14 protein-coding genes are annotated in these 13,975 nt (G+C 68.6%); 12 read left to right on the top strand and 2 right to left on the bottom strand.

Going from position 1 to position 13,975, the window contains the following annotated elements; genetic code table 11:
* The first annotated feature begins 77 nt into the window (after positions 1-77).
* Positions 78-905 carry a siderophore-interacting protein gene (locus VMT65_RS00840; RefSeq protein WP_326305968.1) on the top strand — a complete coding sequence of 276 codons (828 nt, stop codon included), beginning with the start codon at positions 78-80 and terminating at the stop codon, positions 903-905.
* Between the two features lie 82 nt (positions 906-987).
* Here the strand turns inward: VMT65_RS00840 and VMT65_RS00835 are convergent, their stop codons facing one another.
* Entirely contained in the window at positions 988-1,434 is a 447-nt protein-coding gene (locus VMT65_RS00835) for a DUF6918 family protein (protein WP_326305967.1), read from the bottom strand.
* A gap of 340 nt (positions 1,435-1,774) precedes the next feature.
* On the opposite strand from VMT65_RS00835, the gene VMT65_RS00830 reads away from it, so the two are divergent.
* The 11 genes from VMT65_RS00830 (at position 1,775) to VMT65_RS00780 (ending at position 10,479) form a co-directional block, all read left to right on the top strand.
* A complete protein-coding gene (locus VMT65_RS00830) occupies positions 1,775-2,668 on the top strand; it encodes a 1,4-dihydroxy-2-naphthoyl-CoA synthase (RefSeq protein ID WP_326305966.1) in 894 nt (297 codons plus the stop codon).
* 40 nt (positions 2,669-2,708) lie between these two features.
* A complete protein-coding gene (locus VMT65_RS00825; RefSeq protein WP_326305965.1) occupies positions 2,709-3,098 on the top strand; it encodes a VOC family protein in 390 nt (129 codons plus the stop codon).
* Between the two features lie 95 nt (positions 3,099-3,193).
* Complete coding sequence (locus VMT65_RS00820) at positions 3,194-4,408, top strand: inorganic phosphate transporter (RefSeq protein ID WP_326305964.1); 1,215 nt, start codon at positions 3,194-3,196, stop codon at positions 4,406-4,408.
* 9 nt (positions 4,409-4,417) lie between these two features.
* A complete protein-coding gene (locus VMT65_RS00815; protein WP_326305963.1) occupies positions 4,418-4,687 on the top strand; it encodes a hypothetical protein in 270 nt (89 codons plus the stop codon).
* A gap of 25 nt (positions 4,688-4,712) precedes the next feature.
* The gene (locus VMT65_RS00810) at positions 4,713-5,069 is read left to right on the top strand and encodes a DUF3349 domain-containing protein (RefSeq protein WP_326305962.1); all 357 of its coding nucleotides are present in this window, start codon (positions 4,713-4,715) and stop codon (positions 5,067-5,069) included.
* 109 nt (positions 5,070-5,178) lie between these two features.
* Positions 5,179-6,315 (top strand): o-succinylbenzoate--CoA ligase, encoded by a 1,137-nt coding sequence (menE, locus tag VMT65_RS00805; RefSeq protein ID WP_326307395.1) that lies wholly within the window; start codon positions 5,179-5,181, stop codon positions 6,313-6,315.
* A 151-nt stretch (positions 6,316-6,466) separates the two neighbouring features.
* Complete coding sequence (locus VMT65_RS00800) at positions 6,467-7,474, top strand: ATP-binding cassette domain-containing protein (RefSeq protein ID WP_326305961.1); 1,008 nt, start codon at positions 6,467-6,469, stop codon at positions 7,472-7,474.
* A complete protein-coding gene (locus VMT65_RS00795; protein ID WP_326305960.1) occupies positions 7,471-8,310 on the top strand; it encodes an ABC transporter permease in 840 nt (279 codons plus the stop codon). Before VMT65_RS00800 ends, VMT65_RS00795 begins: the two co-directional genes overlap by 4 nt.
* 77 nt (positions 8,311-8,387) lie before the next feature.
* The gene (locus tag VMT65_RS00790) at positions 8,388-8,810 is read left to right on the top strand and encodes a hypothetical protein (RefSeq protein ID WP_326305959.1); all 423 of its coding nucleotides are present in this window, start codon (positions 8,388-8,390) and stop codon (positions 8,808-8,810) included.
* A 65-nt stretch (positions 8,811-8,875) separates the two neighbouring features.
* On the top strand, positions 8,876-9,616 hold the full coding sequence (locus VMT65_RS00785; RefSeq protein WP_326305958.1) for a DsbA family protein: 741 nt from the start codon (positions 8,876-8,878) through the stop codon (positions 9,614-9,616).
* On the top strand, positions 9,613-10,479 hold the full coding sequence (locus VMT65_RS00780; RefSeq protein ID WP_326305957.1) for a cytochrome c biogenesis CcdA family protein: 867 nt from the start codon (positions 9,613-9,615) through the stop codon (positions 10,477-10,479). The genes VMT65_RS00785 and VMT65_RS00780 overlap by 4 nt, the downstream gene beginning before the upstream one ends.
* On the opposite strand, the gene VMT65_RS00775 is transcribed toward VMT65_RS00780, so the two are convergent.
* The gene (locus VMT65_RS00775; protein ID WP_326305956.1) at positions 10,442-13,924 is read right to left on the bottom strand and encodes an AfsR/SARP family transcriptional regulator; all 3,483 of its coding nucleotides are present in this window, start codon (positions 13,922-13,924) and stop codon (positions 10,442-10,444) included. The genes VMT65_RS00780 and VMT65_RS00775 overlap by 38 nt on opposite strands.
* Positions 13,925-13,975 lie beyond the last annotated feature (51 nt).

Raw genomic sequence — 13,975 nt, 5'->3', positions numbered from 1 at the left:
CTCAGACAGCGGCCCGGCGCGCTGCGTCGCCCCGCTCACACCTATGCTGGCAAGTTAGGCTTTGCTAACCTAAGCCAATGGCGAAGCGCACCAAGCATGTCAAGCCCGAGCACCGCGAGATCCTGACCGCGGAAGTCCTGGCCAGCAAACGAATCAGCCCCAATTTCGTGCGGGTCACCGTGGGCGGCCAGGGGCTCGCGGGCTTCACCGCCATGGGCTTCGACCAATGGTTCCGGCTGTTCATGCCCGGCCGCGACGGCAATCTGAAACTGCCCACCTCGGCGAGCAACCTGGGCTGGTTCGCGCAGTACCTCATGATGGGCAAGGAGCACCGGCCGCTGACCCGCAACTACACGGTGCGCGACTACCGGGCCGCCGGTTTCGGGGAGTTCGGCAGCACGGCCGAGATCGACATCGACTTCGTGTCGCACGGCGACGACAGCCCGGCCTCCGCGTGGGCGAACAACGCCACGCCGGGCAATCGGGTCGGCCTGCTGGACGAGGGCATCATGTACCAGGCGCCCGACCACTGCGATTGGCATCTGCTGGCGGGCGACGAGAGCGCGCTGCCCGGCATCGCGGGCGTGCTGCGATCGCTGCCGCGCGAGAGCGCGGGCGCGGCATTCATCGAGATTCCGCACGCCGAGGACGCGCAGGAACTGGGCGAACCCGCGGGCGTGCGGGTGAACTGGTTGGTTCGTGAGGATCCGCACGCGGAAGTCGGCACGCTGGTGGCCGCGGCCGTGGCGGGGGCGGACATTCCCGACACGGGCGTCTACGCCTTCGTCGCCGGTGAGCAGAAATTGGCCGCCGGGGTGCGGCGGCATCTCGCGCAGGAGCGGGAAATCCCCAAGACCGACATCACTTTCACCGGCTACTGGCGAGTCGGCAAGTCCCAGGGCTGAATTCGCGATAGTTGCGACTGCCTTCGCGAAGCAGGCGACTGTTCGCGGCCCCTCGCCGGGCCGCGAACCCGTCGGTCTCTAATTAACCAGCGTGCTTCTGCACCAGGTCACCCAGGCGCGGAAGAGCCTCGGCGACATGCTTCTTCGCCGAGGAGCGCATGGAGTTGTAGACCTTGGTCAGCGCCGGGCGCGAGGACGCCTCGGCACGCGCGTCGGTCACCGACAGCAGCGCGTCGGCCACCTCGTCCTGCTTGGACACCAGCAGATCGGCGAACGAACCCGCGCCACCATTCTGGTACTCGGCCCAGTACGGCTCGAGCTGCTCGACGAACTTGGGCGCGAAGGACTCCAGCGCGTCACCCACGATCGAGGGGCTGACCTTCTTGATCGCGGCATAGCCGCCCTTGACGACGAGGCCCGACGCGCCGCCCTTGTCCGACACCTCCTCATCCAGAACCTTCTCCGCGTCGGCGATGAAGGCCGGACGCTTGGCGTCATCGAGCAGGGATTCAGACAGTGCTGCAACCACTTTCAGGTTCCTCCGGATAGTTTTTCGATGAACGAGCGCACGCAACTATACGCATCGGTGTCCCCGCACACACGATGCCAACGCGCCGCTGCTGCCTCAGCAGCAACAGCACTGTAAGCCCTCCGCAATCGATTGGCAGCGTTTCACTTTCGGCGACCGTTCGTCGACGGCGAAGAGCAAGCGACCGATCGTGCCTTCGGGCAACCCGACCCACCACGAATCAGCCCCCTTGTCGGATGGCCGAATTCCGCTTCCACGATCCCGGGCGAGGCGCGAAACACCGCGCCGAACAGCGGTGGGCCTCGAGCACGCGAAAAGCCGGAACAGTATGTTCAGACCCGTGACCTTCAATGCGAGTTTGTGGCGGCCCGTTCCGGGTTTCGAGAATTTGACCGACATTACGTATCACCGGCACATCGAGCAGGGCACGGTGCGGATCGCGTTCGATCGTCCGGAGGTGCGTAATGCGTTTCGCCCGCACACCGTCGACGAGCTGTATCGGGCCCTCGATCATGCGCGCATGACCTCCGATGTCGGTGCGGTGCTGCTGACCGGCAACGGCCCCAGCCCCAAGGATGGTGGGTGGGCGTTCTGTTCGGGTGGGGATCAACGCATCCGCGGCCGCAGCGGCTACCAGTACGCGTCGGGCGAGACCGCCGACACCGTCGATGTGGCACGGGCGGGTCGTCTGCACATTCTCGAGGTGCAGCGGTTGATCCGGTTCATGCCCAAGGTGGTCATCGCGTTGGTGAACGGGTGGGCGGCCGGGGGTGGGCACAGTTTGCATGTGACCTGTGATCTGACCTTGGCGTCGCGCGAGCATGCGCGGTTCAAGCAGACTGACGCCGATGTGGGCAGCTTCGACGCCGGCTACGGGAGCGCGTATTTGGCGAAGATGGTGGGGCAGAAGTTCGCACGCGAGATCTTCTTCCTGGGTCGGCCCTATACCGCCGAGGAGATGCATCAGATGGGCGCGGTCAACGCCGTGGTCGATCACGAGCGCCTCGAGGACGTCGCTCTGGAGTGGACCGCCGACATTTTGGGGAAGTCGCCGCAGGCGATTCGGATGTTGAAGTACGCGTTCAACCTCCAAGACGATGGTCTGGTCGGTCAGCAACTGTTCGCCGGGGAGGCCACGCGCCTGGCGTACATGACCGATGAGGCGGTCGAGGGCCGGGATGCGTTCCTCGAGAAACGCGAACCGGACTGGAAGCCCTACCCCTGGTATTTCTGATTCACCGTGACCGCAAACACCCGGCTGCCATGCTGCACTCATGGAGATACTGAGCAGTCGGGTGATCCTGCGGCCGAGTGACCACGAGCGGACGCTGTCGTTCTATCGCGATGCCCTGGGCCTCGCCATTGCCCGCGAGTATCCGGGCGGGACGGTCTTTTTCGCCGGTCAGTCGCTGATCGAGGTGGCCGGGCACGGGCGTGCCGACGACGCGCCGAGCGGCTTCGCCGGCGCCCTCTGGTTGCAGGTGCGTGATTGTGGCGACACCGCCGCGGAACTCGCGCTGCGCGGCGTCCCGATCGACCGCGCGCCCGTGCGCGAGCCGTGGGGACTCATCGAAATGTGGATCCACGACCCCGACGGCGTGCCGATCGTATTCGTGGAGATTCCGGCGAATCACCCGCTCCGGAGGGACATCCGGGGCGATTGAGCGCCGCCCGGGCCGCCTTAGCACGAAGGTAACTGTGAAACGCGCCGGGGGCACCGGTTAACGGAGCGTAAAGGGTATAGCGCAAACTGATCGGTGTGTCTGCCGAACTGCTCGTTCTGCTGATCGTTGTTTGCACAGCCTTGGCATTCGACTTCACCAACGGATTCCACGACACCGCGAACGCGATGGCCACCTCCATCGCCACCGGTGCGCTCCCGCCGCGTACAGCCGTACTCCTTTCCGGAGCGCTGAATCTGGTGGGCGCCTTCCTCAGCGTCGCCGTCGCCGCGACGGTGGCCGAGGGCATCGTCGACCTCTCGGAGGTGAGTGGTCGGGCCCTGCTCGACATCGTCTTCGCCGGTCTGGTCGGCGGCATTCTGTGGAATCTGTTCACCTGGCTGTTGGGTTTGCCGTCGAGTTCCTCGCACGCCCTGTTCGGCGGCATCATCGGCTCGACCATCGCCGCGCTGGGCTGGCACGGCGTCATCTGGGCGCACGGCAGCAAGGGCGTGCTCGCCAAGATCATCGTCCCGGCCCTGCTGTCCCCGGTCGTGGCCGCGCTGGTGGCCGCCATCGCCTCCTGGGTGGTGTACCGGATCACCAAGGGCAGCAATGAGAAGACCGTGTCACGCGGTTTCCGCTGGGGTCAGATCGGCACCGCCTCCCTGGTCTCGCTGGCGCACGGCACTAATGACGCGCAGAAGACCATGGGCATCATCTTCCTGGCGCTGATCGCGCACGGCTCGGCCAAATCCACCGATCAGATCCCGCTGTGGGTGATCGTGGCCTGCGCCATCGCCATGGCCGCGGGCACCTGCCTGGGCGGCTGGCGGATCATTCGCACGCTGGGCAAGGGCCTGGTCGACATCGCGCCGCCGCAGGGTTTCGCCGCCGAATCGACCAGTGCGGCGATCATTCTCACCTCGGCCCACTTCGGTCTGCCGCTGTCCACCACCCAGGTGGTGACGGGATCCATCCTCGGTTCCGGCATCGGACGGCCCGGCGCGGAGGTGCGCTGGGGCGTGCTGGGCCGGATGGTGACCGCGTGGGTGCTGACCCTGCCGCTGGCCGGTGTGGTGGGCGCGATCTGCTGGGGCATCCTGCACGGCATCGGCGGCACGGTCGGCGTGCTGGTGGTGTTCGCGCTGCTGATCGCCATGGCGGCGTTCATCTGGTTCCGGTCCAAGCGCGCCGAGGTGAACTCGCACAACGTCACCGACGACTGGGACGAGGGGAAGGCCGCCGCGGCACCTACCCGCCAGGGCACCCCCGCGGCGCGCCGCAATGACGACACCGTCGGAATCGGTTAGGAGACCGCGATGCACACGCTGCTGCACAACCTCTCCGACCTGTGGCGAGTCATGCTGGCCGCCTTGATCTTCGGGGCCGGGCTGCCGACCGTCTTCGCCGTCGGCATCCGCTGCCGCGCCCAGGTGGACGACGGCGCGACCGGCGCCACGCGCACCACCGCCCTGATCGCGTCCACGCTCTGCTTCGCGGTGGTCATGATCGCGGTGGTGGTCGGTGTGCTCTTCATCGCACGCGGCTTCCTGGCCACCCGACTCGGTATCCACCTGCTCGGCGCGTGACGCCGCCGGATCGAAAGGCACGTTGGTGAGCACCCCCGAACCGAACCGGACGCCCGACCCGGCCCCCGCCGCCCCGCCGCGTGCCAACGTCCTGCAAAAAGTGCTGGACTGGCTCAAAGCCGGATATCCGCAGGGTATTCCGCAATCGGACTATGTGGCGCTGCTGGCGGTGCTGCACCGCCGCCTCACCGACTACGAGGTCCACCTGGTGGTGGAGGAGCTGATCCGCGAGCGCGTGGCCGCCTCCGACATCGAGCGCGCCGACATCGAGGCGGCGATTGCCCGAGTTGCCAAGGAGCAGCCCGGCGAGGACGATATCGCTCGGGTGGCCTCCAGGCTCGCAGCCGGTGGATGGCCGCTGGCGACACCGACGTCCGACTGACCGCACGAGACCCTGCAGCATCGACACCCGGGCGCCGACCCCTCCGCGCGCCGCCACTCCACGGAATGACACGATCGCGAACGTGAGCAATACCCTCCGAATTCTTCCCATGCCCACCGGCGCAGCGGTGGGCGAAGTATTGCCGCATCTCCGAGAAGCCTTGGAGGGCAACGGCCCCGCCTGGCTGCCCGTCCCCACCGCCGACCGCCGCGAGACCCAGCGCCTGAGCGGCAGCCTGCGGCCCGGCGAGGAGATCGACGAGGACGTGGCCCTGGTGGTCACCACCTCCGGCACCACCGGAAACCCCAAGGGCGCCATGCTCACCGCCGCCAATCTGCGGGCCAGCGGCGACGCCACCCACGAGCGCCTGGGCGGGCCCGGGCAGTGGTTGCTGGCCTTGCCGACCCATCACATCGCGGGCATCCAGGTCCTGTTGCGCAGCATTCTGGCCGGGACCGAACCGACCGTGCTGGACGTCTCCGGCGGCTTCCTGCCCGAGGCCCTGGTCGGCGCGATCGCCAGCATGCGCGGCGAGCGCCGCTACACCTCGCTGGTCCCGACCCAGCTCATCAAGGCCCTCGACGAGCCCGCCGCCACCGCGGCCCTGGCCTCGCTGGACGGCGTATTGGTCGGCGGCGCGGCCACTCCCAAGCCGGTCTTGGAACGGGCCCGCGCGGCGGGCATCACCGTCTTCCGCACCTACGGCATGAGCGAAACCTGCGGCGGCTGCGTGTACGAAGGAATACCGCTCACGGGCACGCGAGTACGGATCGAGGAGGGCCGGGTGCTGCTCGGCGGCGACATGGTCGCCAAGGGCTACCGCAATCTGCCCGAGCACGAGGCCTTCGCCGAACCCGGCTGGTTCCGCACCGAGGACGCCGGTCACTTCGACAATGGCGTGCTCACCATCACCGGCCGCCTGGACGAGGCCATCATGACCGGCGGCCTGCTGGTCATCCCCCAGGTCGTCGAGGCCGTGCTCATCACCCACCCGGCCGTCTCCGAATGCGTGGTGCTGGGCCTGCCCGACGAACGCCTCGGTCAGCGGGTGGCCGCGGCCATCGTCGCCGCCCCGGGCGCGACCGCCCCGACCCTGGACGAGCTGCGCGACCACGTGCTGGCCGAACTCGACCCCATCGCCGCCCCACGCGAACTGGCCGTGCTGGACGAACTTCCGCTGCGCGGTCCCGGCAAGCCGGACCGGGCGAAGCTGCGCGAACTGCTGCTGACCGGGTCGCCGCGCTGATTCGCCGAACCGATTATCGACAGCTCTTGCATCGATATATCGGCTATTTCCGCTGATACATCGACTTCTTGCGTGAGCCCGCCCGCCGCTTGCGCGGGGCGCGCAATCGTCACGCAAGGGGGGTGCAAGGCCCGAGCCGCAGGCTCTAGCCATGACTTCTTACACACCTGCTGAGGCACTCGCCATCGAGGCGAACGACTTGGTCAAGGTCTTCGGGGAGCAGCGGGCCGTCGACGGCGTGAGTCTCGCGGTGCCGCGGGGGGCTGTCTACGGCGTGCTCGGTCCCAACGGAGCCGGCAAGACCACGACCATCCGCATGCTCGCCACCCTGCTGCGTCCCGACGGCGGCAGCGCCCGGATCTTCGGCCGCGACGTGCTCACCGAGCCGACGGCCGTGCGTTCGCTGATCGGCGTGACCGGCCAGTACGCCTCCGTCGACGAAAAGCTCACCGCCACCGAGAATCTCGTCATCTTCTCGCGGCTGCTGGGCCTGTCCAAGACCGATTCGCGGCGCAAGGCGGCCGAACTCCTGGAGGAATTCGGCCTGACCGAGGCCGCCGACAAGGCACTGGAGAACTTCTCCGGCGGCATGCGGCGACGCCTGGATCTGGCCGCCAGCCTGATCGCGCGCCCGCCGCTGCTGTTCCTCGACGAGCCGACCACCGGCCTGGACCCGCGCACCCGCGCCCAGATGTGGGACACCATCCGCCGCCTGGTGCGGGAGGGCTCGACCGTGCTGCTCACCACGCAGTACCTGGACGAGGCCGACCAGCTGGCCGACCGGATCGCGGTCATCGACCGCGGCAAGGTCATCGCCGACGGCACCTCCGACGAGCTCAAGGCCTCGGTCGGGCTGTCCGCGCTGCAGCTCACGCTGGCCGACCGCGCCCGCATCGAGGAGGCCCGAAACCTGGTGGGCGAGATGCTCTCCCGCGCGGCGGGCCGGATCGTCGAGGCCACCATCACCCCCGAGGCGGGTCGCATCACCGCGCCCCTGCCCGACCCCTCCATCACCACCGACATCCTGATCCGGTTGCGCGAGAACGACATCCGGGTCGACGAGATCAATGTCGCCAAGCCGAGCCTGGACGAAGTGTTCTTCGCACTCACCGGCCACGCCGCCGAGGACGACACCGAGACCGAACGGAGCGCGGCATGACCACGACTCTCTCCGCCCCCGCCGGGCGGCACGCGGCCACGGCCGCGCCCATTCCCGAAGTGTCCAACCACATTCCGCTGCAGCAGACCGTGGCGAATTCGCTCACCATGGCCTACCGCGGCATCCTCAAGATCAAACACAATCCGGAGCAGCTGTTCGACGTCACCGTGCAGCCGATCCTGTTCACCGCGCTGTTCGCCTACATCTTCGGCGGGGCGATCGGCGGCAATGTGCACGACTACCTGCCCGTCCTGATCCCCGGCATCCTGGTGCAGACGGTGGTGCTGACCTCCGTGGTCACCGGCACCCAGCTGCGCGAGGACATGGACAAGGGCGTCTTCGACCGGTTCAAATCCCTTCCCATCGCCCGCATTTCGGCGCTGGCCGGTGCGCTCATCGCCGATATGGTCCGCTATGGGCTGGCTACCGTGCTCACCGTGGGCATGGGCCTGCTGCTCGGCTACCGTCCGGCGGGCGGCGTGGCCGGCGTGCTGGTCGCGGGTCTGGTCGTGGTGTTCTGCTCGTTCGCGGTGAGCTGGATCTGGGCCCTGGTCGGCATCACCGGCAAGAGCGCGGCCGCCGTGCAGGGCATCTCCATGATGATCATGTTCCCGCTGACCTTCATGTCCGGCGCGTTCGCCCAGGTCTCGACCATGCCGGGCTGGCTGCAGGGAATCAACAAGGCCAACCCGATCTACTACATGGTCAATGCCGCCCGTGAGCTGATGAACGGCAATGTCTACAGCTCCAACCTGGTGTATTCGATCATCGGGTCGATCGTGGTGATCGCGATCTTCGCCCCGCTCGCGGTGAAGGCGTACATGCGGCGCGCCTGACGCGCTCGCCCGCCCCGCGGTTGGGACGCCCGTCCATCGAGAATTCGATGGGCGGGCGTTCTGTTATGGTCGGTTCGGTGAATCCCGCAACCGCCCCGCTACGCCGAAGGTCCATTCGGCTGCCCCGGGGTGCGCTCTGCGCGGGGATGCTGATTGTCATCGGGCTCATCGCCGCGGTCGCGGGATGGGGCTCGTCACAGCGGCTTTCACTGCTCGACTCGGGCACGCCCGTGGCGTCCACCCCGGCGCAGGTCGCGAAACGGGCCGGACATCCGGCCCTGGATCCCGCGCCCAGCTGCGGCAAACGCGAGCAGCCCGCCTCCGATCCCACCGGCGCGCTCGCCACCCCGCCGCGCGCCATCGGCGACCAACTGGTCACGCACGGTGTCGCGTTCGCACCGGAATTCGCTATACCCCAACAGCTTTCGATCGGGAAGCAACCCCGGGCGCCCACCCTGCCGGTGGCGGCTCCGCATCTGACGACCGTGCTGATCATTTAGACCCCCCCGTCTATCGATCCAGCACCCTTTCGTCATTCTCGATGCAGCCGAGGAGTAGTACCCGCATGTCCCGAAAGATCCAGAAATACAGCACCCGAAAAACGTTCGCCGGACTCGCCATTATCGCGGCGATCGGCCTGCTCGCCATTGCGGCGATTCAAATGCTGGGCGCGGACAAGAAATCCGATAAGCCCGCCGCCGCGGCCACCCACACCAATCCCATGTACGCGCAATTGGCGAAAATGGCCAAGCGCGACGCGAAGGATCCGCTGGCCATGGGCCGCGCCGACGCACCGGTTGTCATGGTCGAGTACTCGGATTTCCAGTGCCCGTTCTGCAAGGTGTTCGCCACCAAGCTCGAACCCCAGCTCATTTCCGACTATGTCGACAAGGGCGTCCTGCGCATCGAATGGCGCAGCATGGCCATTTTCGGGGCGGAATCCGAGGACGCCGCGCGCGCGGCGTGGGCGGCCGGACAGCAGGGGAAGTTCTGGGAGTACCACAGGGCGCTGTTCGACCATGCGCCGGAGAAGAAGAACACCGGGGCGTTCACCCGGGACAAGCTCGTCGAGTTGGCCGGTGCCGCGGGCGTTCCCGATATCGACAGGTTCCGGGCCGATCTGGACTCCCCCGCCGCCACCGGTGCCGTGCAGGCCGATGTGAACGAGGGCATCGGCATCGGCGTGAACTCGACCCCGGCGTTCCTGATCAATGGCCGCCCGATTCTGGGCGCGCAGCCGATCGAACAGTTCCGCGCCGCCATCGACCTCGCGCGCACCACGCAAAGCCAGCAGGACACGGAATGACCGGCGGCATCGGCTTTTTCGCGGCATTCCTGGGCGGACTGCTGGCCCTGCTCAGCCCGTGCAGCGCGCTGCTGCTGCCCAGCTTCTTCGCCTATTCCTTCGAATCCCAGGGCAAGCTGCTGGCCCGCACCGGCGTCTTCTACCTGGGCCTGTGCACCACCCTGGTGCCGCTCGGCGCGGCGGGCTCGCTGGCCGGGCGGCTGCTGGTCGGCCACCGCGAACTCCTGATCGCCATCGGCGGCTGGACCATCATCGTGCTCGGCGTCGTCCAAATCCTGGGCCGCGGTTTCGCTTTCGGCTTCGCCCAGCGCGCCGCCGCCACACAGGGCCGACCCGAGCAGGCGGGCGCGGTGTATCTGCTGGGCCTGGTCTACGGCCTCGCGGGCTTCTGCGCGGGCCCGATCCTGGGCTCGATCCTCGCGGTGGCCGCGGTCGGCGGCTCGCCGATCCGCGGCGGTCTGCTGCTCGCGGTCTATGCCCTGGGCCTGGCCGCACCGCTGTTCGTCCTGGCCTCGCTCTGGGACCGCTTCGAACTGGGTCGGCGAAAGTGGCTGCGCGGCCGCACCTTCCACCTCGGCCGCGTCGAACTCCACACCACCTCGGTGCTGTCGGGCCTGTTCTTCATCGCGCTCGGCGCGCTGTTCCTGGTCTTCGACGGCACCGCCGCCCTCCCCGGAATCCTCAGCGCCGATACCGAATTCGCGTTGGAGAACCAGGCCCGCCGACTCGGTGACCTGGTGTCCAACACGACGGTGCTGCTGATCCTCGCCGCGATCGCCCTGGCCGTGGTGGCCTGGCGGCTGCTCGGTGGCGAGCGGTCGGACGTCAGAGGGTCCCGTCGATCGCCTTCAGGTGAGTCATGATCCGCTCGGCGGCCTTCCGGCGGCCCAGTCCCGCAACGGCATTCAGTGCGGCGGTGACCCGCTCCTCCCCCACCGCCGCGCGGTGCAGGTCCAGGTGCAGCCGCCACTGCATGGACGGGTAGTCCTGGCGCCCGAAGACCTTGGGCGTCAGGACGATCAGCTCCAGACCGCGCTCGACGTGCTGCCCGGTGGCCAATAGATAGGTGCCGATCGCGCAGCTCATCGAGCCGATCTGGGGTAGGTCCCAGTATTGACCGCCCATGACCCGCACCACCACGTCGGTGAGTTCGACCGCGGTTCGGCGCACCGGGTCGACGGGGCCATGCAAGACATGCGCGTCGATGACGGCGGACGCGTAGATCAGGGTCGCGGGGCCCGGCATCGCGACATTGTGCGGCCAGTCCATCAACGGCAGCACCTGCCGGAACCGACGCAGACCGGTGTCGATATCCCCTTCGGCGAGTTCGATTTCCGCCAGTGCCGCGGCGACGGAGGCAATGCGGTGGTTGGGCTTGGTGACAGGAGCGTCGGCGGGCAGCTCACCGACCACCCCGAGGGCGGGCGCGAGCGCCGCTCGTGCCGCGGCCGGATCACCCATTCCGGCCAGTGTGCTGGCCAGCAGCCCGCGCATCTCCACGGCCTCGTCGAAGGCGCGTAGTTCGTCGAGCAGCTCGACGGCCTTCCGGTAGTAGCCGACCGCCTCGTCGTAGCGCGCCGACTGGCCGTACATGCTGCCCAGATGCTGCGTGGTCATGGCCGTGCCCCAGACGTCCTGATCGCCGCTGAGGCGCATGGCGGTCTCGGCATCCTTGATCGAGCGGTACACCATGCCGTCGTTCTCGCACAGGTTGGCGCGCAACAATAGGGCCGCGAGCCGAATCTGCTCATCGGGGGAACGCACACCCGCGCTCAGCATCCGAGCCAGCTGCGTGGTGTTGCTCGGCCGGGTGGCGAGCTCACCGAGATACCGAGCGACCGGACTGACCGGCGCTCCGGAAGCCAGAATGCGCCGGATCGTGGTCCGGACCCGCGCCACGTCGCGCGTATCGGGACCGCCGAACATCAGGTGCAGGCCGAGCAGGAGCTGGCCCTGGATGTAGAGGTCGGTCTCGGCGGCGATCGTCGGATACGTGGTGGGCGGCACGGCGATGATGCGCGGCGACCAGTTGATCAATTCCGCGTGCGCACCCCGCACCACCCACAATCCGGCCAGGATCGGGAACACCGTGTGCACGGTGGCGACGTCGCGGCGTTCCAGCGCGTAGCGCAGCACGGCGACCAGATTGTCCATGTCCGCGCCCAGGCCCAGGACCGCGAGCAGCTGTTCGTCGGTGTGGTACCGGCGGGCGGTCGCCACCGCGAAATCCCTGGCCCACAGGGACATTCGCGCCATGACCCAGTCGATCTCACCGGCGAAGGCCAGCTGCTCCTCGCCGAATTCACGAACCGTCTCCAGCATCCGATAGCGGGTGCCGCCGTCCTCGCCCTCCAGCACCGTCAGCATCGACTGACTCACCAGACCGTCGACGGCCAGTGCGGGATCGTCGATCTCGGGCCCGGTCAACAGATACTCGGCCGCCTCCAGCGTGAATCCGGCCGGGAAGCGGCACAATCGGCGCAGGGCCACCCGCTGCGGCTCGTCGAGCAGATTCCAGCTCCACTCGATCACCGCGTGCAGGGTCCGGTGCCGTTGCGGCGAACTGCGATCGCCGCTGCGCAGCAACGCGAATCGATGGTCGAGCCGGGAGTCGATCTCCTCCACGCTCATGGTCCGCACCCGCGCCGCCGCGAGCTCGATGGCCAGCGGCAAGCCGTCGAGGGTGCGGCACAGCCGCGCGACCGTCCGCGGATCCAAGCGCACCGACGGCCGCACCGCGCGGGCGCGCGCCTCGAACAGATCGGTGGCGGGCGAGCCGGAGGCGTCGATCGTCAACGGCGGCAACGGATACACCGTCTCGGCCATGATCTCGAGCGGCGCGCGGCTGGTGGTGAGCACGGTCAGCTGATCGCTGACCCCGATCAGGTCCGCGACCACCTCGGCCACCGCCTCGATCAGGTGCTCGCAGTTGTCGAGGATCAGCAGCGTCGGCCGGATCCCCAGGGCCTCGCGCATCTTCAGCCGGATGTCGCGCTTCTGGGCCTGCCGCAGCACATTGGTCTCCCAGACGACATCGGCCACACCGAGGGTGGTCGCGATCGCCACCTCGATCTCGGCCCGGGTGTCGGCCGGGTTCTGCGCATCCGCCCGCAACGAGGCCAATTCCACCAGCGCGACCGCGGTTTCGTGCGCCATCCGGGCACCGAGTTCATTGGCGATCCGGGTCTTGCCGGTGCCGCCGGGGCCCAGCACGGTGACCACCCGCGAGGATCGCAGCGCCGCCTCCAATGCCGCGAGGTCGGCCTCCCGGCCCAGCAGCGGATTCGGCGCGGCACGCAGTCCGATCGCGGTCTCGCCCACCAATTCTCGCGCCTCGGCGGTTCGCACGGACCCGCCGATCCGCGCGGACGCGGCCAAGCGCCCCGGCGACCGCGGCTGGACCGCGGTGCCCGGTCCCATCGGATGTCCCGACGAGTCCGAATCATGGTGCGCGCCAGCAGCTCCCGGCGCGGTCCGGCGGTGACCGTCGATCGGCGTCACCTGGCCGCCGGGCGCGGAACCGCCATTGCCGGAACCGAACTCCGCGCCCCCGCGCAGGATGGCGGTGTTCAATGCCACCAGCGCGGGGCCGGGGTCCGTGCCGAGCTGGTCGACCAGACGGGTGCGCAGAGTGGCGAAGACGTCGAGCGCCTCATTGGTGCGGCCCGCCGCGGCGAGCACGCGCATGAGGGTGCCGTGCGCGGGTTCGTCGAAGGGGTCGGCGGCCACGGCCCGTTGGGCCAGTTCGATGGCGGCGGGTAGATCGCCGATGGCCTCGCGGGCCGAGAGCTCGAGCGCGTCCAGGGCCCGGCGGCGCGCGGCGGCGAGGGTGGCGAGTTCCTCGGCGACCGGTCCGGGCGGGAGGTCGGCGGCGGGTTCGCCGCGCCAGAGTCCGCGGGCGGCGGCCAGCAGGTCCAGGCAGGCGCGGTGGTCCCCGGCGGTATGCGCTTGCCGCGCTTGCCCTTCCAGCCGCTGGGCCAGGGTCAGGTCGACCCGGTCGGGTGCGAGGATGAGCCGGTATCCGGCCGGGCCGATCTCCAGCGCGCCCTCGGGCAGCGCGGAGCGTAGTCGGGAGACCTGGGTGTGCAGCGCGTTCATGGGCGCGCGGGGCGGGTCCTCGCCCCAGACCTCGTCGATGAGCGCCTGCGCGCTGCGGCTGCGGCCCGGATGCGTCGCCAGCGCCGCCACCAGGAGTCGGGCCCGAGCTCCGGGTACGGCGGTGAGCACGCCGTCGCGACGCACCGCGATCTCACCCAACAGGGCCACCGCGATATCGCCGCGCAGGGCCGTCGGGGTAGAGTCGCCCACGTCCGCCACCCGCGCGCTTCCCGTGCTCGAACTGCCGTTTTCCGAATCCAT

It is taken from the genome of Nocardia sp. CDC153 (assembly GCF_035818515.1).
Classification (GTDB): Bacteria; Actinomycetota; Actinomycetes; order Mycobacteriales; family Mycobacteriaceae; genus Nocardia.
The sequence above is the reverse complement of the archived record's forward strand: the minus strand, read 5'-3'. Positions and strand labels throughout refer to the sequence as shown.

Coding starts and splice junctions, on each gene's coding strand:
- VMT65_RS00840 (WP_326305968.1), top strand. CDS start 78: ATGGCGAAGCGCACCAAGCATGTCAAGCCCGAGCACCGCGAGATCCTG.
- VMT65_RS00825 (WP_326305965.1), top strand. CDS start 2,709: ATGGAGATACTGAGCAGTCGGGTGATCCTGCGGCCGAGTGACCACGAG.
- VMT65_RS00815 (WP_326305963.1), top strand. CDS start 4,418: ATGCACACGCTGCTGCACAACCTCTCCGACCTGTGGCGAGTCATGCTG.
- menE (WP_326307395.1), top strand. CDS start 5,179: ATGCCCACCGGCGCAGCGGTGGGCGAAGTATTGCCGCATCTCCGAGAA.
- VMT65_RS00800 (WP_326305961.1), top strand. CDS start 6,467: ATGACTTCTTACACACCTGCTGAGGCACTCGCCATCGAGGCGAACGAC.
- VMT65_RS00795 (WP_326305960.1), top strand. CDS start 7,471: ATGACCACGACTCTCTCCGCCCCCGCCGGGCGGCACGCGGCCACGGCC.
- VMT65_RS00785 (WP_326305958.1), top strand. CDS start 8,876: ATGTCCCGAAAGATCCAGAAATACAGCACCCGAAAAACGTTCGCCGGA.
- VMT65_RS00780 (WP_326305957.1), top strand. CDS start 9,613: ATGACCGGCGGCATCGGCTTTTTCGCGGCATTCCTGGGCGGACTGCTG.